Source organism: Gordonia sp. Z-3, from assembly GCF_036233855.1.
Classification (GTDB): domain Bacteria; phylum Actinomycetota; class Actinomycetes; order Mycobacteriales; family Mycobacteriaceae; genus Gordonia; species Gordonia tangerina.
Window position 1 is genome coordinate 1 of record NZ_JAZARS010000007.1, and the last position, 21594, is coordinate 21594.

The 21594-nt window shown below is 66.0% G+C and carries 21 protein-coding genes and 1 rRNA gene; 1 reads left to right on the top strand and 21 read right to left on the bottom strand.

Annotated features, from left to right (window positions below):
• Positions 1 to 75: ribosomal RNA gene (locus VX037_RS09470) — 16S ribosomal RNA — on the bottom strand; the annotation flags it as partial.
• A 729-nt stretch (positions 76 to 804) separates the two neighbouring features.
• Between VX037_RS09470 and mftM the strand changes: the two genes are divergently transcribed.
• Positions 805 to 1644 (top strand): mycofactocin oligosaccharide methyltransferase MftM, encoded by an 840-nt coding sequence (gene mftM, locus VX037_RS09475; protein WP_328714070.1) that lies wholly within the window; start codon positions 805 to 807, stop codon positions 1642 to 1644.
• Here mftM and VX037_RS09480 read toward each other — a convergent pair whose 3' ends face one another.
• The 20 genes from VX037_RS09480 to VX037_RS09575 all read right to left on the bottom strand — a co-directional run bounded on the left by VX037_RS09480 (position 1645) and on the right by VX037_RS09575 (position 21580).
• Positions 1645 to 2298, bottom strand: a complete 654-nt coding sequence (locus VX037_RS09480; protein ID WP_235723764.1) for a MadR family response regulator transcription factor — start codon at positions 2296 to 2298, stop codon at positions 1645 to 1647. It lies immediately after the preceding gene.
• The gene (locus tag VX037_RS09485; RefSeq protein ID WP_328714155.1) at positions 2295 to 3698 is read right to left on the bottom strand and encodes a MadS family sensor histidine kinase; all 1404 of its coding nucleotides are present in this window, start codon (positions 3696 to 3698) and stop codon (positions 2295 to 2297) included. The genes VX037_RS09480 and VX037_RS09485 overlap by 4 nt, the downstream gene beginning before the upstream one ends.
• Positions 3699 to 3736: 38 nt before the next feature.
• Complete coding sequence (locus VX037_RS09490) at positions 3737 to 4897, bottom strand: iron-containing alcohol dehydrogenase (RefSeq protein ID WP_328714157.1); 1161 nt, start codon at positions 4895 to 4897, stop codon at positions 3737 to 3739.
• Between the two features lie 77 nt (positions 4898 to 4974).
• Positions 4975 to 6507: a VWA domain-containing protein gene (locus VX037_RS09495; RefSeq protein WP_328714072.1), complete on the bottom strand. Its 1533-nt coding sequence runs from the start codon at positions 6505 to 6507 to the stop codon at positions 4975 to 4977.
• Between the two features lie 10 nt (positions 6508 to 6517).
• Positions 6518 to 7762 carry an AAA family ATPase gene (locus VX037_RS09500; protein ID WP_442903655.1) on the bottom strand — a complete coding sequence of 415 codons (1245 nt, stop codon included), beginning with the start codon at positions 7760 to 7762 and terminating at the stop codon, positions 6518 to 6520.
• 271 nt (positions 7763 to 8033) lie between these two features.
• On the bottom strand, positions 8034 to 9326 hold the full coding sequence (gene mdo, locus VX037_RS09505; RefSeq protein ID WP_235723767.1) for an NDMA-dependent methanol dehydrogenase: 1293 nt from the start codon (positions 9324 to 9326) through the stop codon (positions 8034 to 8036).
• Between the two features lie 124 nt (positions 9327 to 9450).
• Positions 9451 to 10275 (bottom strand): energy-coupling factor ABC transporter ATP-binding protein, encoded by an 825-nt coding sequence (locus VX037_RS09510; RefSeq protein ID WP_328714075.1) that lies wholly within the window; start codon positions 10273 to 10275, stop codon positions 9451 to 9453.
• A complete protein-coding gene (gene cbiQ / locus VX037_RS09515) occupies positions 10272 to 11048 on the bottom strand; it encodes a cobalt ECF transporter T component CbiQ (protein ID WP_235723769.1) in 777 nt (258 codons plus the stop codon). The genes VX037_RS09510 and cbiQ overlap by 4 nt, the downstream gene beginning before the upstream one ends.
• A 15-nt stretch (positions 11049 to 11063) precedes the next feature.
• Entirely contained in the window at positions 11064 to 11456 is a 393-nt protein-coding gene (locus VX037_RS09520) for a PDGLE domain-containing protein (RefSeq protein WP_235723770.1), read from the bottom strand.
• The gene (locus VX037_RS09525) at positions 11453 to 12190 is read right to left on the bottom strand and encodes an energy-coupling factor ABC transporter permease (RefSeq protein WP_235723771.1); all 738 of its coding nucleotides are present in this window, start codon (positions 12188 to 12190) and stop codon (positions 11453 to 11455) included. The genes VX037_RS09520 and VX037_RS09525 overlap by 4 nt, the downstream gene beginning before the upstream one ends.
• A 90-nt stretch (positions 12191 to 12280) precedes the next feature.
• Positions 12281 to 12616, bottom strand: coding sequence for an ArsR/SmtB family transcription factor (locus tag VX037_RS09530; protein WP_235723772.1), 336 nt, complete (start codon positions 12614 to 12616; stop codon positions 12281 to 12283).
• 1 nt (position 12617) lies between these two features.
• On the bottom strand, positions 12618 to 13874 hold the full coding sequence (murA, locus tag VX037_RS09535) for a UDP-N-acetylglucosamine 1-carboxyvinyltransferase (RefSeq protein WP_235723773.1): 1257 nt from the start codon (positions 13872 to 13874) through the stop codon (positions 12618 to 12620).
• A 9-nt stretch (positions 13875 to 13883) separates the two neighbouring features.
• The gene (locus VX037_RS09540; protein WP_235723774.1) at positions 13884 to 14531 is read right to left on the bottom strand and encodes a cob(I)yrinic acid a,c-diamide adenosyltransferase; all 648 of its coding nucleotides are present in this window, start codon (positions 14529 to 14531) and stop codon (positions 13884 to 13886) included.
• A 35-nt stretch (positions 14532 to 14566) separates the two neighbouring features.
• Positions 14567 to 15010: a DUF2550 domain-containing protein gene (locus VX037_RS09545; protein WP_235723775.1), complete on the bottom strand. Its 444-nt coding sequence runs from the start codon at positions 15008 to 15010 to the stop codon at positions 14567 to 14569.
• A 181-nt stretch (positions 15011 to 15191) separates the two neighbouring features.
• The gene (locus VX037_RS09550) at positions 15192 to 15572 is read right to left on the bottom strand and encodes a F0F1 ATP synthase subunit epsilon (RefSeq protein WP_235723776.1); all 381 of its coding nucleotides are present in this window, start codon (positions 15570 to 15572) and stop codon (positions 15192 to 15194) included.
• Between the two features lie 9 nt (positions 15573 to 15581).
• Positions 15582 to 17030 (bottom strand): F0F1 ATP synthase subunit beta, encoded by a 1449-nt coding sequence (atpD, locus tag VX037_RS09555; RefSeq protein ID WP_235723777.1) that lies wholly within the window; start codon positions 17028 to 17030, stop codon positions 15582 to 15584.
• A 34-nt stretch (positions 17031 to 17064) separates the two neighbouring features.
• The gene (locus VX037_RS09560) at positions 17065 to 17997 is read right to left on the bottom strand and encodes a F0F1 ATP synthase subunit gamma (protein ID WP_235723778.1); all 933 of its coding nucleotides are present in this window, start codon (positions 17995 to 17997) and stop codon (positions 17065 to 17067) included.
• 42 nt (positions 17998 to 18039) lie between these two features.
• On the bottom strand, positions 18040 to 19671 hold the full coding sequence (gene atpA / locus VX037_RS09565) for a F0F1 ATP synthase subunit alpha (RefSeq protein ID WP_235723779.1): 1632 nt from the start codon (positions 19669 to 19671) through the stop codon (positions 18040 to 18042).
• A 67-nt stretch (positions 19672 to 19738) separates the two neighbouring features.
• Positions 19739 to 21088 (bottom strand): F0F1 ATP synthase subunit B/delta, encoded by a 1350-nt coding sequence (locus VX037_RS09570; protein WP_235723780.1) that lies wholly within the window; start codon positions 21086 to 21088, stop codon positions 19739 to 19741.
• Positions 21089 to 21580, bottom strand: coding sequence for a F0F1 ATP synthase subunit B (locus VX037_RS09575; protein WP_235723781.1), 492 nt, complete (start codon positions 21578 to 21580; stop codon positions 21089 to 21091).
• Between the last annotated feature and the right edge of the window lie 14 nt (positions 21581 to 21594).

Consider the following 21594-nt stretch of genomic DNA (forward strand, 5'->3'; position numbering starts at 1 on the left):
GCCTTTCCGTTCGACTTGCATGTGTTAAGCACGCCGCCAGCGTTCGTCCTGAGCCAGGATCAAACTCTCCATGAAAACCTATCGAAAACAACCAGCAACAGCCGGCATCTTCAACACAATCTCAGCCAGAGAGACAAAAACCTGACCAAACAAAAACTAGCAACACCCACCCCACAGGGCAGATGCCACAAAAACAAAAATCATCCATATCCAAAAACACTTGGACACACGATGCCAAACAAATGGCATCAGACAATCCATCAACACACTATCGAGTTCTCAAAGAACACACACCCACCAGCACCACCCCGTGAAAGGGCGCTCACCTGCGAGCTTTCGTTCAATTTGGATTCGCTGCCCGTCTCCGGCGCAACTCTTCCAACCTACCAGACGCTCTTCGCGGCCCGCAACTCTCGGTCGTGGTCCGATCGGGAGTGTCTGGCAGTCCGAGATGTCAAACCTGGCGCATCAAGCGACCCGGTCGATTTCTCGGGGGCGGTCAGTGCAGAACCCGGTTTCCCTTCCCCGTTTCCCCTCTCGGGGCGTCCGGGGCGGCGCCGTGGCGCGCTGACTCGAAGAAAGTTACGCACTCTCGCGGCCATATCCAAATCGCCTGGTCAGCAGCGTGGCTCCGCAGCATCATCGCAGGTCATAGTCCTGCGTCCGGCCACGATAACTGCCCACTTCCCCGCCTGAGGCGTGCGAACCTGTGTGTGATCTGCGCCATTGATCCCGTCCTTTTGGACAGTCACCGGACCTCGATGGGCAGTTCCCGCAGGTCGACACCGTTCATAGCGTGAAGGCATGACATCGCTCGTTTGTGTCGACCCGCCGCCGACTCGCGTTGCGGTGCGTCGCACCCTGAGTGTCCCCGCCGGCTTCGTCAGTTGCGGTCCGTTTGCCTGGCGTCCGGGCATCGACCGGGTCGAGATCATCCACCGGCTGGACGCGTCGTCGATCAGCGACGCAACGATGGTGGACGGACTGCTTCATCTCGTGAACCACGGGGTCCTCGCCAGTAGGCATGCTTTCGAGCAGGCCGCGCTGGGTGTGATCCGAACCTCTGCGCCCGATGATGACCGCGCGTGGGCGGCGTTCTACGACAACTCTCTTGTCGAACTGTCCGACGGACGCTCGCCTTTCGCCCCGATTCACCTACGGGCCCGGTCTCTGGTGATCGGCGACAGCGTTCTGGAGGTCGGTTCGTGTTTCGGTTTCCTCGCACTGCAGTACGCCGGCGACGGCCGACGGGTACACGCCTGTGACATCTCCCCCGGTGCCACCGCGCTGCTGAGGTCGGCCGCGCGCCGACGTGGCGACGAAGTGTCGGCGGTGGTCGGCGACGCGACCGCGCTCCCGTTCGGTGCCGACTCGGTCGACACGGTGACGTTGATCCACCTGCTCGAACACCTCGACGATCGCTCGGCTCGTCGTGCGTTGTCCGAGGCGTTGCGGGTGGCGCGGCGACGCGTCGTTGTCGCCGTGCCCTACGAAGACCGCCCCAGTGAGCACTTCGGTCATCTGTTGCGATTGACTTCAGCCCACCTGCGTCGTTGGGCCGAGCTCGTGGAGCCTGCGACCGCCGAGTTCTTCGACGATCACGGCGGCTGGATGGTCCTCACCCCGCAGCAGAACGTCCGGTGATCAGATCAGTCCTCGTTTGCTGGCGATGTACACGGCGTCGGTGCGTTTGGAGACTCCCAATTTGCGGATGATGTTGCGGATGTGGAACTTGACCGTCGACTCCGAGATGTAGAGCGTCTGCCCGATGCGTTTGTTCGACAATCCGTCGGCGAGCAGGCGCAGCACCTCCCGCTCACGCTCGGTCAGACCCTCCGACACGCCTCCCTCACCGGACACCGTCCGCAGCACGATCGCGGCGCTGCGCGGATCGAAGGCGCTGCCACCCCCCGACACCGCCTGGATCGCACGCACGAGTTCGGTGGTGTCGACGTCCTTCACGACGTATCCGCGGGCTCCGGCCTTGACCGCGCGGACCACGAGGTCGTCGTCGAGGAATGTGGTCAACACCAGTGCGGCCACACCGGGATGACGCTGCGCGATCTCGCCGATCAGCCGTAGGCCCTCGTACTCCGTGCCGGCGGTCAGCTTGAGGTCGACCACGACCACGTCGGGACGACAGCGGGTCACCTCGGCAAGTGCATTCTCATACGAGTCCGCCTCGCCGACCACGGCGATCGACGACTCCCGGTCGAGCAGCGATCGGATGCCCTCTCGCAGCAGGGCATGGTCGTCCACCAGCATCGTGCGGACCGCCGTGGTCTCGGGTGCTGTCATGTTGCCTCCCTCGTCCCCGAACCCGTGGCCCCGGTCACCGGGATCTCGACGCCGATGCGCACACCGCCGAGGCGTGATCGCCGGATTCGCAGGCCACCGCCGAGCTCGGTTGCCCTGGTGGCCATATTGGCCAGACCGCGATGCCGCCCGGCCAGGTCGCCGAGCGTTGCGGCGCGCAACACCTTGCGCATGTGCGCCGGGTCCCCGTCGCCGTCGTCGTCGACGCTCAGCGAGATCAGGCGGTCGCCGTACGAGAGGGTCAGGCGGGCCGCGGACGCCTCGGCGTGCACCGCGGTGTTGAACAGCGCCTCCCCGGCGATCCGAAGAATGGCGTGTTGAACCTCGTCGGGCAGGTCTCGTGGTCTCCCCACCACACGTACCTCGGTTTCCAGGTCGGCCGGCATGTGCATCGAACACAGCCCGTCGAGAACCTCGCCGAGGCTCAACTCGCTGACCGTCGGCGACTGGTTGAGGGCATAGATCACCGAGCGAAGCTGCTCGACCGCATCGCGCGTAAGTCGTCCGGCGACCTCGAGTCGCTCCGCGGTGCGCGGTTCGGCATCGATCCGGCACACCTCGATCTGCATGCCCGCTGACAGCACCGACTGGGTGACCGAGTCGTGCAGCTCTCGCGCGATCCGCTCGCGCTCCTCCACCACGAGACGTTGTCGCATGGCGGCGGACAGTTCGCGCTGTGTGCGCTCGAGTTCCAGGTTGCGCGCCGCGAGATCACGAGCCTGTTCGGAAGCCTGCGCGTACGCGTGTTCGGCCCGGGTCAGCTGATGGCGGCTCTCTTCGAGCAGCGCGGCGTTCAGCAGCGCGACAGCTGCCTGACGGGCCAGAATCCGCATGACGACGAGATCCGAGGAGTCCACTGGCGTGTGGGACGGCGTCCATGCCGACAACCCGCCGACCACTCGGCCGTCGAGATGTACCGGCACATGCAGGTGATGATCGTCGACCACCGGACGTGTCAGACGATCCATCTGATTGCGCAGGATGTCGTTGAGTCGGTTGAGCACGTCGGCGGGCAGATGCCTCGGCGCCCGCGCCATCTGAACGCCCTCGAAGGCGAGAATGGTGCCGTCCTGGGTCATCATCAGATGCCGTGGTCCCGTGCGATCGAGCTCCCCATCGCACAGCGCGAACACCACCCACTCCGCGCCCAGATGCTCTTGGGCGGCTCGCACCACCGACAGCACCAGGTTCTCGGGCCCCTCGGCGGTCTGCACAAGTGCCCGCGATATCCGGTCCAGAGCGTCGACGACACGCGACAACCTCTGTTCCACTCCACGGAACTGCGCATAGTGGGACCCCTTGACCGAATGCAATCCGACAAGGGACTCCAGCCGGTCGTCGGTACCACCGACGACGTCGTGGTCGGGAGGCGCGTCGATCACCGGATCGCCGGGTCCCGCCGGGGCGCGGTGCCCGGCCGTCACAACGCCTCCTGATACAGCCGGCGTACGTCGTCTGCAGTCGGTTGACGAGGATTGGTGGTCATGCAGGCGTCGGCCAGTGCGTGGGCGGTGAGCACCGCCAGATCCGCGCGGCGAACCCCGAGCGGTGTCAACGATCCGGGCAGGCCGACGCGAGTGGAGAGGTCTGCAACACGCGCCGCGAATCGTTCGGCAGTCGCATGGGCCGACGACGCGGCGGCAACACCCACCGCTTCTGCCAGTTCGACATAGGGCTGCGGGTCGGTCTCGGCATTGAACCTGATGACATGCGGCAGCAGCACCGCGTTGATCGCACCATGCGGCGCATCGCACAGGCCACCCACCGGGTGGCTCATCGCGTGGGTCGCACCGAGGATCGCATTGGTGAACGCCATGCCGGCTTCGAGGGCGGCGTAGGCCATGTCCAGTCCCGCCTGTGCGTCACCCGGGTCGTCCACCAGCCGCTCCAGGCTGGACCAGGCCGTACCGATGGCCGAGCGGGCCGCGATGTCGGTGAGTCGGTTGTGGGCGATCGACGCATAGGCTTCGATGCAGTGGGTGATGGCGTCCATCCCCGATTGCGCGACGACCTCCGGGGGAAGTGTCGCCAGCACCCTCGGGTCGATGACCGAGACGTCGGGAACCAGACCGCGGCCGATGATGGTGACCTTGGTGCGGCGGTCGACGTCATTGATGATGCAGAACTGCGAGACATCCGAACCGCTGCCGGCCGTGGTGGGCGCGGCGACCAACGGCGGCAACGGACGGCGGGCCCGATCAATGCCCTCGTATTCCAGAATGTGTCCGCCGTTCGCGGCGAGTACCGCGACGCCTTTGGCGGCATCGATGACCGATCCACCGCCGAGCGCGACGATGCCCTCACAGCGGGCCGATTCGTAGTGCTCGAGCGCGGCGGACACCTCGGGGGCGCGCGGATTCGGCGACACCCCGGTGAACGAGTACACCTGCAGCCCCGACGAGCGCAGGCGATCACACAGCTCCGAATACCACGGGGTCGCCATCAACGGCAGGTCGGAAACGACCATCAGTCGCCGCACACCCAGGCCCTCGGCCGCACGCGGCACCTCGGCCAACGACCCGTGCCCGATGATGATCTCCGGGGTGTGGAATTTCGCGACCCGCACACCGGTGCGGATCATCGTCGCGCCCGCCTCGGTTGCCACGTCACCTCACCCGTCCCAGCGCCGGTTGCCTGTTCGCGATCCTACGCGGACGATCACCGGTGTACTGGCCCGATCGCATCGACCGACACCTGCTCCAACTCGGACAGATCGTGGACAACATGGACCCGGTCGCACATCGTCGCGTAGGCGGGTAGGTCGCACGATCCCAGACCCCAGGAATAGCTCGGCTCGGGCGTGATCCAGATCGTCTCCCGAGCCCGCCGCGTGATCTCCTCGAATGCCGCGAGGTTGGGGTCCCGGCCGTTGGTTCGGCCGTCCCCGAGGACGATGACGGTGGTACGGCGGTTGACCGCGCCGCCGAACTCCTCGAGAAAGGTCTCCAACGCGTGTCCGTAGTCGGAGTCGGCGTCGGTGTCGAGCACCCCGCCGGCGGGCAGCCCCGAGACCACGAGCGACAACGCCTCCTCGGCAGGGTGCTCGGCGAACAGGTCGGTGATCTCGACGAGGTCGGCGACGAAGGCAAAGGACCGCACGTGGGCGACCATGCTCTGCAGCCCGTGTACGAGCTGCAAGGTGAACCGGGCCGCCGCACGCACCGACAATGACACGTCGGCCAGGACCAGCAGGCTGGGACGATCGGTGACCTTGGCGACCGTGACGGGACGAAACGGCACCCCGTCGTAGCGCAGGTTCGCGCGCATGGTGCGAGCGCCGTCGACGGTGCCCCGCGCAGCGAGTTTGCGGCGGGCACGCGGAGCTCCGTGCAGACTGCGGATCAGGCGGCGGATCGATTCCTCGAGGCTCGCCCGGTCCTGCTCGTGGATCACCTCACGCACCGAGGCCTTGATCTCGCGGCTCTCCAGTTCGTGGTCGGTGGCCATCAATTGCTCGAGGTGATCTCGCAACTTCTCCGGCAGACCGTCGAGCAGGCCGGCCAGCGCGCGCCGTAGCGCCGCCAACTCCTCGGCATCTGGCTGTCCACTTGCAGACTCGTCGGTGTCGAGCCATTCGAGCAGCGCCATCTCCTGCGCAACCGAGAGTTCGGTGTCGAGCTCGGTCGGCGTACCGGCGACGAGATCACCCGGACGGCCCGGGTTGTGCAGGCGGGACACGGTGAGCTGCACCCGCGCAGCGGCCTCCGAGTTCGGGACCTCGTCGGCCGAGAGCACGATCTCGTCCGTCAGCGAGGCCATGTCGAGTTTGTTGGCCTCCTGGTGCAGGTTGTACTGCTCGGCGAGATCCTCCGGGTCGAAGTACTGCCGGATGTTGGACGGCGGTCCGTGACTGTGTCCCTGCTGCGGAGTCTCGCTGACGTCCTCGGACAGTGTGTACTCCTCGAGTTCGCCGGTGTCACTGAGATCGTCGTGGCTGTGCGAGTGACCATGTCCGTCGTCGCGGTCGACCACCGGCCGCAAGCCGAAGAACCGGTCGAATACCTCGTTGAAGGTGTCCTCGTCACGGCGGTCCTTGATCAGACATACCTCTAGTGCCGATCGCAGCAGCTCACGATCGGCGAGGACTTCCGCCGTCGCGGTGGCTCGCATGGCATCCATCGCCTCGGATACACCGATCCGTATCCCGTGTAGTCGTAGCAACCGGACGAACCGGTGCAGCGCCCCTTCCATCCTGCTCGCCTCAGAACGGCCGCTTGCCGGTGCCGCCTCGTCGCTGGAACGACCGGCTCCCCTGGCCCGGACTCACACCGCCTTTGGTACCGGCGTCGCTGCGGGCACCCGGCGATCCGTAGTAGTCCTGCCCATGACGCCCGGGCAGATCTTTGGCGGCTCGCCGAGCCGGCCCCGAGTTCGTCTCGTGCCCGGGCGAATGGTCATGATCGTGGGAATGCCCGTGGTCGTGCGGGTGGCCGTGATCGTGACCGTGCGAATGGCCGTGATCATGACCGTGCAGGTGTTCGGGCACTTCGGCATTCGGATCGACCAACCTGGGCATGGCATCGATCGCACGAGTCAGGTCCCGGTCGTATTTGACCACGACATTGGCGGTGTCGGAGAGGATCTCGGCGGTGAGGTCGTCGGCACCGAGTACCGCGAGGGTCCGCGCCCAGTCGATGGCCTCGGAGATGCTCGGCGCCTTGCGCAGATCCAGCTCGCGCAGCCCGCGCACGATCTGCACGAGCTGTGCGGCCAACGCCTCCGACAATCCGGTGTCCTTGGACTTGATGATCTCCAGTTCACGGCCGGCATCGGGGTAGTCCAGCGACAGGTGCAGGCAGCGGCGTTTGAGCGCGGCCGACAGATCGCGGGTGTTGTTGGATGTCAACACGATCATCGGCTGGTGGGTGGCCACGAAGGTACCGATCTCCGGGACGGAGACCTGATACTCGGCGAGCAATTCCAGCAAGACCGCCTCGAGCGCCTCGTCGGCACGATCGACCTCGTCGACGAGCAGTACCACTGGCCGCTCGGAGCGCACGGCTTCCAGCAACGGCCGCGGTGCGAGGAAGCGTTCGGAGAAGAACACGCTTTCCTCGGCACCGATCCGGTCGACCGCTTCGGTGAGTGTCGCGGCATCCTCGACGACCTGGCTGATCTTCTCGCGCAGCACTTGTGTGTAGAGCAGTTGCTTGCCGTAATCCCATTCGTAGAGCGCGGTCGTCTCGTCCTGACCCTCGTAGCACTGCAGGCGCAACAGGTGGCGTCCGGTGACCTCTGCCAGTGTCTTGGCGAGTTCGGTCTTGCCGACTCCCGCAGGCCCCTCGAGCAGGATCGGCTTGTCCAGCCGGCTCTGCAAGAAGACCGTCGTCGCGAGGCGCTGATCGGCGAGATAGCCTGCTGCGGCGAATTTCTCGATCACGTCGGCGACGTCGGTGAAGGGGGGCGACCCTTCGTGACGCCCGCTCGTTGTTCGCGGGCTCCTCAGAGATCGGGAGGATCCCCCGTCATCCGTGCCACCCCCAGATCGGGGTGGCCGTTCCCCACCGGTGCCACGCGAGCCACTCATGGACCGGGCGGGATCGGGGCTCGTCGGTCCGAACTCGTCGGGCTCGTCGGCGAACTGCACGGACATCGGTGTCTCCGGTTCTGTGGGCGGGTCACGGTGATCGAAATTGGGGTGGTGAATGCAGACGGGTGGCGAAACCTGGTCGGGGGCAGTGGATTCGCCACCCGTCTGCGTCGTAGGAGTGGCGCCCCTACGAGATCAGGTCATCGAGGTCGCCGTTGAAGGCGTGATCGACGACAGGTCGCACGGTTTCGAACGTGCACTCCTTCGGGTTACCCGGAGTGCAGGCGTCGCCGAGCACGTGGTTGGTGATCGCGTCGATGGACTCCGGCGCACCCGAGATCTCCTTGCGGTTCTCGTAGAACTTGGTCGGGCCCTGACCGAGCCGGTTCTTGATGTGCGAGTCCTGCGTCACGTCGGTGAACTTCTCCGGGATACCCACATCGCGCAGCAACCGGATCGCCGCATTGAGCGCCTGATCAGCAGCCTGAACCTTGGTCATACCGTGCGTGTCGACGCCCATCGCCTCGGCGAGATCGGCAAAACGCTCGTAGAGCACCGGCATGTTGAATGCCCACACACGCGGCAGCGCGATCGCATTGTTGAGTCCGTGGTGGGTGTCGTAGAAGGCCGACACCGCGTGGCTGATCGAGTGGATGATGCCCAGGCCGCCCGAATTGAAGGCCTGCGCCGCGATGTACTGCGCGTACATCATGCCCTCGCGGCCGGCGAGTTCGGTGGGGTTCCACGTGGCCTCACGCAGGTGTCGTGCGGTCAATCGCACCGCATGCAGTGCATTACCCATCGACGGCGGGAAGTTCAACCGCGAGACATACGGTTCGGAGGCGTGCGCGAGCACGTCGAACCCGCACTGTGCGGTGAACGCGACCGGGCAGTCGTAGTAAAGCACCGGATCGTCGATCGCGAGGGTGGTCACCGACGCGTCGTCGAACGCCACATACTTGTGCGGCTTGTCCGGGTCGGTGGTGGTGTCGGTGATGACGTAGGCCCAGGAGGTCTCCGATCCCGTGCCCGCCGTCGTGGACACCGCGATATGCGGCGGGTTCTTCGGGTTCTCGCTCTTGTTGAAGCCTTCGAACTCGTTGATGTTTCGTCCGTCGTGCGCCACCGAGATGCGCGCTCCCTTACACGCGTCATGGGCCGATCCACCACCGATCGAGATGAAGGAGTCACACTGCTCGGAGTTGTAGAGCGACACCGCATCCATCACGTTGTAGTCCTTCGGATTGGACTCCACCTGATCGAACAGCACCACTTCCAGTCCGTGGTACTTGCATGACTCAACGATCTTGTGGACGGTGTCGCTGCCCCGCAGTCCGGTGGTCATCACCAGGGTGCGCTTGAAGCCCAGCTTCAGCGCCTCGGGGCCGATCATCTCGTGGGCGCCGGGACCCATCATCGCCCGCGGGAAGGGGTGGAACTCTTTGATGGGGAATGGTTTGAGTAGCTCGTCGACCTGCATGGTGACTGTCCTCCTGCGCGCGCTGCGCGATATCGGCATCGGTGGTGAACACCGGCGACGTTACGCGCGTCACACTGGCGGACAACAGATCTCGGAGTCCAAACTCGCCCTTGGCGCCGGAGTGCTATCCGGTCGGCACCCGGCGCCCTGTCCGTTTGGACAGGGCGCGCATGGTGACCACGTCGAATCCCCAGGGCAACTCGAGACGGTGCCGCGCCAACGTCTCCGCGTCGGCCAGTACATCGAGGATGGCGCCATCGGCGACGACACGCCCATCGTCGACGATCACCGCCCGGTCACAGAGCTGCGCGGCGTAGGGCAGGTCGTGAGTCACCACGATCATCGTCGTGTCCAGTCCGATCAGCGTCTCGGCGAGTTCGCGGCGCGCGACGGGATCGAGGTTTGCCGACGGCTCATCGAGGACCAGTACATCGGGCCGGCATGCCAGCACCGATGCCAGCGCCCCGCGACGACGCTGTCCCCCGGAGAGGTGATGGGGACTGCGCCCCGCCTGCTCGCTCATCCCGACCGCGGCCAGCGCCTCCTCGACACGTTCGGCCAGCGCCTGCCCCTCGACGCCGAAATTGGCGGGTCCGAAGGCCACGTCCTCGGCGAGGGTCGGCATGAAGAGCTGATCGTCCGGATCCTGGAACACCACGCCCACCTGCCGCCGGACCTCGCGCACCGATTTCTTGTCGACGATCCGCCCGTGGATGGACACGACACCTTCGGTCGGCGTCAACACCCCGTTGAGGTGCAGCATCAGGGTCGTCTTCCCTGCGCCGTTCGGCCCGAGCAGAGCGACCCGCTCGCCTGCGCGGATTCGCAGGTCGACTCCGTCCAGAGCCCGATGCCCATCGGGATAGGTGTATCGGACGCCGCTGACCTCGACCGCCACACCGGTCGACGGGAGCGGCTCCGAACCAGCAGTGGACTTCCGACGTATCATGTTGCTCCCCATGAGATCACGGCGATAATCACAGCGATGGTCGCGGGCGTGGTCACCGCGAGCCACTGACGCGCGCTGGCACGCGCCGACCCGGCGACGCCGGGCATCTCCGGAATGGCGCCGCTGAAACCGCGCGACATCATCGCGAGATGCACACGTTCGCCACGTTCGTAGGACCGCAGGAACAGCGCACCGATACCCTGTGCGATCGCGCCGGCCCGATGCAGAGTGCGCGGTGAGTCACCGCGCGCCAACCGAGCGATGTGCATCCTGCGGATCTCCGCCGACAACAGATCCGCGTACCGCAACATCATGACGATCACCGGCGTCACGGTGGCAGGCATGCCGAGGCGCGTCAGCGCCACCGGCAGCGCACTGGCCGGGGTGGTCGCCGCGAACGTCAGCGAAGCCGCCACCCCGAGCGTGCCCTTGATGACAATCCCCCACGCCGCGTAGAGCCCGGCCACCGACAGCGACATACCCGCGACGTGCACGCGCTCACCGCCCTCGGAGAACGGCAGCAGCACTGCGAGCACGACGAACGGCGCCTCGATGAGCATGCGCGGCAGAATCCATCTCAGCGGGATCGTTGCGAACCGCCAGATCGTCAGCAGTATCGCTGCGTAGAGCACGTAGGGCCAGAACACTTCGCGGGGCGTGGCCACCACGGCAAAGACGAACACCACCAACGCCGCCAACTTGGCCTCGGCAGGTGCCCGATGTACCACCGATGTTGCGGATCGGTACAGCGGGTGTGCGTGGCCGGCGCCCATCGTGCTGACTTCGGTTCAGCGTCGGCTGACGCCACGGGTCGCGGTGCGACCGTCGGCCCGGCGTCGAGCGATCAGCCAGAACACGGCAACCGCAACGGTGAGGGTCACCAGCACGCCGATGACGCCTGCGACGCCGTTGGAGTACCCGATTCCACCGACCGAGTAGTCGGCGAGGGGCGATGATGCCAGCGCGTGTTCGGTGGCGTGCTGCGCGATACAGTCGCCGGTCAGATTCTCGGTTCCGTTCACCACGATCGTCTCGCATCCGCGCAATGTCGTGGAGTCGAGCCCGTCCGGCGAGGCACTGGCCGCATACGACACGACACCGGCGATGACGAGCGCCGCCAAGCCAAAGACCACCAGGAATGCCCGGCGACCCAAGCGGTGTGCGCGGTTGGACGTGGTCATGCGTGCGCTCCCGTCCTGGTGGTGTCCGCGGCCACCGTCTGCGGTCGGGACCGCAGGAGGTACACGAGGTCGGGGCGGGTGCGGGCGACTGCCATCACGGTGACGGCGGTGATCAGCCCCTCCCCCACACCGATGAGGGCGTGCGTACCCCACATGTAGCCGGCCACAGCGGTCAGCGACTGCGTCGCAGCGCCCCCGATCTCGTATTCGACGATGAATCCGGTTGCGGCCGCGAGCGTTCCACACAGGGCGGCGACAAAGGCCACCACTCCCAGACGACCGACCGTCCAGGTTCGGCGCGCGATCAATCGCATCATCCCGACTGCCACCGCGTAGCCGACGACGGTGGAGATCAGCGCCATGTTCGTGATGTTGGCGCCCAGCGCCGTGACCCCGCCATCGGCGAACAGCAACGCCTGCACGATCAGCACGATGGCGATACACAAGGCTCCGGTGAACGGCCCCACCAGGATCGCGGCCAACGCCCCACCAAGCAGATGACCGCTCACCCCGGGCAGGATCGGGAAGTTGATCATCTGGACCGCGAAGATGAACGCGGCGACCAGACCTGCCATCGGTACCGTCTTCTCATCGAGGTCGGCGCGAGCGCGCCAAGCACACAGCGCGAGGCCGACCACCGCGATCACCGCAAATACGGCTGACGTCGGCGCGTCGATGATGCCATCACTCATGTGCATCGCCACCGTGGTGGACGAAGAGGTCGTCGGGAACATGGTCGAACCGTAAGCACACCACCGTCATCTGTCCACTTATTCAGATGTTTAAGTGGACAGACTGGCCGATCGGTCAGGTGGGGTCCTGCACTACGAGTGACCGGCACCCATCCAATGCAGCAATTGATGGACGGTTTCGTCGTCGAGCCGGTAGCTCACCGAACGGCCCTGCCGGGTGGAGCTGACCCACCCCTGGTGTCGAAGCACCCGCAAAGCCTGCGAGACAGCCGTTTCGGTCCGGCCCACCGCCGCGGCCAGATCGCCCACGATGATGCCCGGCCGCCGATGCAGCACGATCAGGATCTCCAGCCGGTGTGGATCGGACAGCAGGTCGAACCTGGTGGACCACGCGGCGATGTCCACATCGGCGGCATGCGGGGACGGGGCGTTCGCGGCGCCCGGTCGGTGACCGTGGTCGGCGGTCACCTCACTCGCCCACTCGCTCGATCTCTCCGCCGAGGTTGCGCAGGTTCTCCACAAAGTGCGGATATCCGCGGTCGATGTGCTCGACGTCGTGCACCTCGGTCACCCCGTCGGCGACCAGCCCGGCCAGTACCAGACCCGCACCGGCCCGGATGTCCGAACACCACACCGGGGCGCTGGACAATCGCTCGATGCCGCGGAGCACCGCATGATGTCCATCGGTGCGTGCATCGGCACCGAGTCGCACCATCTCCTCGACGAAGCGGAAGCGCGCCTCGAACACATTCTCGGTGATCACCGACATCCCGTCGGCAATCGCGGCCATACCTATCGCCATCGGCTGCAGGTCGGTCGGGAATCCGGGAAACGGCAGTGTCGACACGTTCACCGCGGTCGGGCGACGATCCTGGCGCACCCGGAATCCGTCGTCGAACGTGTCCACCATGGCCCCGGCGTCGCGCAGCTTGGTGAGGACCAGCTGCAGGTGGTCGGGCGAAACACCGCGCACGGTGACGTCGCCGCGTGTCATCGCCGCGGCGATTCCCCATGTCGCACCGACGATGCGATCTCCGACGACCCGGTGGGTGGTCGGGTGGAGTCGGTCCACGCCGGTCACGGTCAGCGTCGACGTGCCGGCTCCGTCGATCCGCGCGCCCATCTGCTGCAGCATCACGCACAGGTCGACGATCTCCGGCTCGCGCGCAGCGTTGTCGATGACGGTCACCCCCTCGGCGAGCACCGCTGCCATCAGGATGTTCTCCGTGGCACCCACCGATGGGAACTCCAGTGCCACCGGCGCACCGACCAGGGTGTCCGCTTCGGCCACCACACAGCCGTGTTCGATGGAGCTGTGCGCCCCGAGTGCGCGCAGACCCGCCTGATGCATGTCCAACGGCCGAGAGCCGATGGCGTCGCCGCCGGGCAGGGCGACCACCGCACGGTGGCATCGTGCCATCAGCGGACCGAGCACACAGACCGAGGCGCGGAACTGCTTGACCGCATCGAAATCGGCGTGGAACTTCGGTTCGGCAGGCGCATCGATCACCACGGTGTCGCCGTCGATCGACACCACCGCACCGAGCCCCCGCAACACGTCGGCCATCAGCGGCACGTCGGCAATCTCGGGTGAATTCGTCAGTGTGGTGGTGCCCTCGGCCAGCAACGAGGCGGCCATCAGTTTCAGCACACTGTTCTTGGCCCCGCCGACGGAGACCTCGCCGGACAGGCGGGCGCCACCGGACACCAGAAAACGATCACTCACGGTGCCACCTTAGCCTTCGTCGGCGCTCGTTCCGCTCGGACCGCCGCCCCGCTGACCCGCCCCGGGCCGCGCACGATCCCCACCCGGCACCCACTTCACGTCCCCGCCACCGACGGGCGGCCGATTCGCGACGCGCGCCAGGATGAACAGCAGGTCCGACAGTCGATTCAGGTAGCGGGCCGGCAGCACGCTGGTGGTGTCCGGTTCGGCGTCGACGGCCGCCCACGCGGAGCGTTCGGCCCGGCGGGCGACGGTTCGCGCATGGTGCAGCAGGGCGCTCAGTCGCGTGCCCCCGGGAAGAATGAAGGAATCCAGCGAGGGCAGCCCCTCACCGAATTCATCGCACCAGCTCTCCAGCGCGTCGATGTAGCTCTGTTCGATCCGCAGCGGCGGATACTGCGGATTCTCGATCACCGGTGTCGACAGGTCGGCTCCCGCGTCGAAGAGATCGTTCTGAACTGTCGCCAGCACGGTGGCGATCTCGTCGGGGACCTGGTCGGCCAGAGCCAGCGCCATCCCGATGACCGCATTGGCCTCATCGCAGTCGGCATACGCGCCGACTCGCAGGTCGGTCTTGGCCACCCGGGAGAAATCGCTGAGACCAGTCGTGCCGTCGTCGCCGGTGCGTGTGTAGATGCGGGTGAGATGAACAGCCATGGTCTGAATCTAGTGCCCCGCGTCGCGTAGGTCGCTCACGCGGTACGGCGTCGCTGGGACCGCTCGTTCTGCCGCGACTCCAGCCAGGACTGGAATGCAGTAACCGCCCCGGGCGCCATCGCCAGTTCGTAGGCTCCACCGTGGGCGTCCGCGCCGGCGGCCAACTCCACGATCACCATGCCCTCCAAGATGTCGGACTCACTACCGAATGGCCGGCGCCGTCCGGTGATCTCGATCGATTGCCGCACCAGCGTGCGGGTGGGGCCGGGCCGCAGCGCGGTGAGCCGGAAATACCGCAAGGCGTCGTCACTGTAATGAACGGTGCCGTGACGCCACCCCTCGTCGTCGGCGGCCGGGATCGGGCGCAACAGTACGGGCGTGCCCATTCGACGCAGCTGACTCAATCGGTACGCCAACAGGCCACACACGATCAAGGCGGCGACCAGTAGGACACCGAGCAAGATCGCTACCAACGACACCAGGCGAACCTCCGAAAACGACCGACGTGGGGCTGAGGCCAGAGCGCGGGCTGTCACGCACCGGCAACGAGTCGAGCGACTCGAGCGGTCTTTTCCTCCTCCAGCATGCCAGACGGATCCGGAAAGACGACAACGGCCGGTCACCGCCAACTGGCGGTGACCGGCCGTTGAGCCGAGCTGTCTACTTGGCGGTGTGTTCGGCCGCGACCAACCGGGAATGCGCGCGGTTGTACTCGTCGGAGCCGGGGTCGGCAGCTTCCATGGCCGCGCGCTCGGCAGCGGCATCGATGCCGTCGGCCCACTGCGCCGACTCGGCGAGGATGGTCACCGCCTCGCCCGTGACCGACAGGAATCCACCCTGGACGGCGAGCGTGCGACGGTTGCCGCCCTCCTCGACGACCACCACGAAACCGCCGGCCACCAACTGGCCCAACAGCGGCTCGTGGTTCGCCATCACACCGAGCTCACCAGAAGTGGTCTGCGCGATCACGAAGGTCGCCTCACCCGAGTAGAGCCTGTCGTCAGCGGCGACGACCTCGACGTGAAAGGACTTCTCTGCCATGGTGGTTCGCTACTTTCCGCTGATCTTGGCGGCGGCTGCCTCCACGTCGTCGAGGCCACCGCAGCTGTTGAACGCCTGCTCGGGCAGGTGGTCGAACTCACCCTTGCAGACCCGATCGAATGCCTCGATGGTGTCGGCGAGCGGAACGACCGAGCCCTTCTGGCCGGTGAACTTCTCGGCGACGAGGAAGTTCTGGCCGAGGAACTTCTGGATACGGCGAGCACGCTGCACCGTGACCTTGTCCTCTTCGGAGAGCTCGTCCATACCGAGGATGGCGATGATGTCCTGCAGTTCCTTGTACTTCTGCAGGATTCGCTTGACCTCGTTGGCGACGCGGAAGTGCTCGTCACCGACGATCGAGGCCTCCAGGATGCGGGAGGTCGAGGTCAGCGGGTCCACGGCCGGGTAGATACCCAGCTGCGAGATCGGACGCGAGAGCTCGGTGGTTGCATCGAGGTGGGCGAAGGTGGTCGCCGGCGCCGGGTCGGTGTAGTCGTCGGCAGGAACGTAGATGGCCTGCAGCGAGGTGATCGAACGACCCTTGGTCGAGGTGATCCGCTCCTGCAATTCACCCATCTCGTCGGCCAGAGTCGGCTGGTAGCCCACCGCAGACGGCATACGGCCGAGCAGGGTGGAGACCTCCGAACCGGCCTGGGTGAACCGGAAGATGTTGTCGATGAACAGCAGCACGTCCTGGTGCTTCACATCGCGGAAGTATTCCGCCATGGTCAGCGCCGACAGCGCCACGCGCATACGAGTGCCCGGCGGCTCATCCATCTGCCCGAACACCAGTGCGGTGTCCTGCAGAACGCCCATCTCCTCCATCTCGAGGTGGAGGTCGGTGCCTTCACGGGTGCGCTCGCCGACACCGGCGAACACCGAGGTGCCGGAGAACTCACGTGCGATACGGGTGATCATCTCCTGGATGAGCACCGTCTTACCCACGCCCGCGCCGCCGAACAGGCCGATCTTGCCACCCTTGACGTACGGGGTCAGCAGGTCGATGACCTTGATGCCGGTCTCGAGGATCTCGGTCTTGCCCTCGAGCTCGTCGAATGCCGGGGGCTTGCGGTGGATGCTCCACTGCTCGCCGTCGCGGCCGAGGCCGGGGGTGTCGAGGCAATCGCCGAGCGCGTTGAAGACGTGACCCTTCACGACATCGCCGACCGGCACGACGATCGACTTGCCGGTGTCGCTGACCGCGGCCCCACGAACCAGACCGTCGGTCGGCTGCATGGAGATGGTGCGGACCAGGTTGTCACCGAGGTGCTGGGCAACCTCGAGGGTCAGCGTCTTGGCCACCGCTTCGAGCTTGATCTCGGCGTGCAGGGCGTTGAACAGATCTGGGATCGAGCCGCGCGGGAACTCGACGTCGACGACGGGGCCGATGATGCGGACGACCCGGCCGTCGGCCGATCCCGTCTCGGCCCCCGTGGGGGAGGTTACTGCTGCAGTCATTGTCGTTGGGTCACTTCCTCTTTGGGTCGATAGGTCAGTTGGCCAGAGCGCTGGAGCCGCCGACGATCTCGCTGATCTCCTGGGTGATCTGCGCCTGGCGGAGCTGGTTGGCCTCACGGGACAGCGACGTGGCCAGTTCCTCGGCGTTGTCGGTGGCCGCCTTCATGGCGGTGCGTCGCGCCGCCGACTCGGACGCCGCTGAATCCAGCAGCGCCGCATACACTCGCGTCGCCACATACTTGGGCAACAACGCGTCGAGCAGCGCCTCCGGAGCCGGCTCGAACGAGTAGTTACGCGACGGCTTGTGGATCTCGGCGTCCTGATCCACCTCCGCCTCCGACACCACCAGCGGCGCCACCCGGCGCACCTCGGGTGCCTGCGTCAACATCGAGACGAACCGGGTGTACACCAGGTGCAGCTCGTCGACCCCCTCGAGGGAGCCCTCGCCGTCGGGCCGCTCCACCTGCTCGCCGGAGCCGGCCAGGAACAGGTCCACCAGGAAGCCGGTGGCGGTGGCCGCGTCGTTGTAGTCGGGCGACTGGGAGAATCCGGTCCACGAGTCGGCGATGTCGGTGCCGCGGAAGCTGAAGAAGCCGACGCCCTTCTGCCCCATCACGAACAGCACCGGCTCCTTGCCCTCGTCGCGGACCAGCGCCATCAGTTCACGGGCCGCACGCAGCACGTTCGCGTTGTATCCGCCGCACATGCCCCGGTCGCTCGTGACGACCAGGATGCCGGCGCGTTTGGGCTGCTCGCGCTCGACGAGCAATGGGTGGTCGAGCGACCCCGCATTGCTCGCGAGTTCCGAGAGCACCTCGGTCATCTCGTGTGCATACGGCTTGGCCGCCGCCACGCGCGCCTGCGCCTTGGTGATGCGCGAGGTCGCGATCAGCTCCTGGGCCTTGGTGATCTTCTTCGTCGAGTTCACCGACCGGATGCGCGAGCGCAGCTCACGAATGCTGGCCATGAGCTCTCACCCCTTCCTGCGGACGAATGTCGGACGACGCGATCACGACTTGCGGACCGTGATCTGCTCGTGTTCGACGTTCTCCGAGTCCATCGCCTTGGCCTCGGCCTCGTTCACGACCCGCTTGCCGTCGTGGGTGAGGTAGCTGTTCTTGAACTTGTTGGTCTCGTCGACCAGCGCCTCGGCCTGATCGTCGGAGAGAGCCTTGCCGCCTGCGATCGAGTCGTAGACGCCCTTGGCCTCATGGTGCAGGTGGCTGAGCAGCTGCGTCTCAAAGTTACGCACGTCGTCGACGGGCACCGAGTCGTAGTGGCCTTCACCGCAGAGGTAGATCGAGACGATCTCGTCCTCCACCGAGAAGGGGCTGTACTGGTCCTGCTTGAGCATCTCGACCCAGCGCGCACCGCGCTCGAGCTGCGCCTTCGATGCGTCGTCGAGGTCGGAGGCGAAGGCCGAGAAGGCTTCGAGCTCGCGGAACTGTGCCAGTTCCAGACGCAGCGAACCGGAGACCTTCTTCAGTCCCTTGGTCTGTGCGGCACCACCCACGCGCGACACCGACGTACCGACGTTGATTGCCGGGCGAACACCCTTGTTGAACAGGTCCGACTCCAAGAAGACCTGGCCGTCGGTGATCGAGATGACGTTGGTCGGGATGAACGCCGAGACGTCGTTGGCCTTGGTCTCGATGATCGGCAGACCGGTCATCGATCCGCCACCCATCTCGTCGGAGAGCTTCGCGCAACGCTCCAGCAGACGGGAGTGCAGGTAGAAGACGTCACCCGGGTAGGCCTCGCGGCCCGGCGGGCGGCGCAGCAGCAGCGAGATGGCACGGTAGGCCTCGGCCTGCTTGGTCAGGTCGTCGAACACGATCAGGACATGCTTGCCCTGGAACATCCAGTGCTGCCCGATGGCCGAACCCGTGTACGGAGCGAGCCACTTGAAGCCCGCGGAGTCCGACGCCGGGGCGGCAACGATGGTGGTGTACTCCATGGCGCCGGCCTCTTCCAGCGCGGTCTTGACGCCGGCGATGGTCGAACCCTTCTGGCCGATCGCGACGTAGATGCAGCGCACCTGCTTGTCGGGGTCGCCGGAGTCCCAGTTGGCCTTCTGGTTGAGGATCGCGTCGATGCAGACCGCGGTCTTACCGGTCTTGCGGTCGCCGATGACCAGCTGACGCTGCCCGCGGCCGATGGCGGTCATGGCGTCGATGGCCTTGATGCCAGTGGCCAGGGACTCCTCGACGGGCTGGCGCTCGAGCACAGAGGCCGCCTGGAGTTCGAGCACGCGCTGCTCGTCGGCCTCGATGTCACCGAGGCCGTCGATCGGGGCGCCGAGCGGGTCGACGACGCGCCCGAGGAACTTGTCGCCGACGGGCACCGAGAGCACCTCGCCGGTACGGCTGACCTGCTGGCCTTCTTCGAGTGACTCGTAGTCACCGAGGATGACCGCACCGATCTCGTCCTCGTCGAGGTTCAGGGCCACGCCGAGCACGCCACCCTCGAACTGCAACAGCTCGTTGGCCATCGCGCCGGGCAGGCCGCTCACGTGAGCGATGCCGTCCGAGGTGTCGGTGACGATGCCCACCTCGTCACGGGAGGCATCGGCTTCGAACGACGAGACATACTGCTCGATCGCTCCCTTGATTTCGTCTGGTGAGATCGTCAACTCCGCCATGGGTTTTCGTCTTTCTTGCTCAGTCCGGCTGGTGGTTTGTCAGTTGCTGGGTTGGGTTCGGTGCAGGTCAGCGCGGCAGGCTCTCGGCCGCCTTCGCCAACCGGGTCGCGACATCGGCGTCGATCACCTCATCGCCGACACCGATCCGCAGGCCGCCGATGATCTCCGGATCTATCTCAGTCTGCACCGAGATGGTCCGCCGGTAGATCTTGCCGAGCACGGTCGACAGACGCGCGGTCTGTGCGTCCGACAGCCGGGTCGCGGACACCACGTGCGCCACCGATTCGCCGCGACGGGCCGCGGCCAGTTCGGCCAGGTGATCGACGGCAACCTCGGAGGGCTGACCGTGCAGCAGCACGATCAGATGCGACAGCAGATACCAGGTGTGCGACCCGACCTTCTCGCCCACCAGCGAACGCAGCAGTTCGACGCGACGCGCACCGTCGTGGGTGTGATCGGACAACAACGACGCCAACTGTGGGTTCTGGTCGAGCAGCCGTCCGACGGCGAACAGTTCGGTCTCGACCTGCTCGATCGATCCGTCACGCTCCGCCGCGGTCAGGACGACCAGTGCGTTCTGTCGGCGTAAGGCCGCGGTGAGGTCTGCCGCGGTCGACCACCGCTGTTTGACGGCGGCAACCAGGATGTCCACGACGATCTGCGACACCTTGCCGCCGAACAGGTTCTGCACAAGGGCGACCTGCCCGTCGACGTTGTCCTCGTCCTCGGTGAGCCGCTTGCGCAGCACCGGGTTGCCGTCGATGACCCGGATCACCTCGGTCAGCTCGGTGGCCGCCGTCGTGAGCGCCGCGGAGTCGAGTGACTGCGAAGCCGAGTCGAACTCGGCGGCCACGGCGAGCGCAGCGTCACGGCTCGACGCCCGCATCGAATGCAACCCGATCAGATCCGCGGTGTGCGGGACCTGCGTGGACGGTCCGCCGGCCGCCATCGCCTCGAGCTCGTCGATGACCCGATCGATGCTGTCGGACTGGGCACCCGGGTCGGCGAGATGATCTCGGACCAACTTGCCGGCCCCGTCCACGGCGGTCAGGCCGAGGTCGCTGCGCAGCTCGCGGATCAGATTCGACCGGTTGAGAGCCACCTGGGCCTTACCGTGTTCACTGATCCGCTTGACCTCGGAGTCGACCTGCGCGGAGAAGTCCTCGGCGATGCCCTTGGCATCGGTGAGCGCGTTCTCGTGCATCTCCTTGGCCTCGGCCTTCGCCTCGGCGAGGGCACGTTCGTGTGCGGCCTGGGCGTCGGCCACGCGCTCCTCGGCAGCTGCGCTGTCGACGACCTGCTGGTTGATCGCCTCCTTCTGCGCCTCCACCATTCGCGACAGCGGCGGCCGCACGTACTTCCAGAACAGGAAGCCGATGAGCGCGAAACCGATCAGGTTTCCAATGACGATGTCCACTTACTTCACCGTTCCTGTCGACTCGGGTGCCGCGGCAGCGGACGGCGCCACCTCGGTGCCCAGCACGCGGCTGGCGAGTACCGCCGAGAGACGGTCGACCTCGGCGCGTGCCGTCGCGGCCGCGTCGTCGCCGTCCGCCTTCAATTGCGCGACGCTGTCGGCCAGCACCGAATCCGCTTCCGCGGTGGCACGTTTCTTGGCCTCCGACAACTGCTCATTGCCGTCGGCACGGGCCTTGTCCCGAATACCGGTGGCATCGCCCCGGGCGTCCTTGAGCGCTGCCCGGTATTCGGTCTCGGCGTCTGAGTAGCTCGCCGCAGCCGCCCGGTTGTCCTCAACGGTCTTGGCGACCCTGGCATCACGTTCGTCGAGCACCTTGAGGATTGGCGGCACGACCATCGTCCGGATGATGAGGAAGACGATGACGAAGATCAGCAGACACACGAAGAATGTGCCATTGGGGATGAGGAAGTTCTCTGCGGCGAGATTCATGGTGCGGATATTCC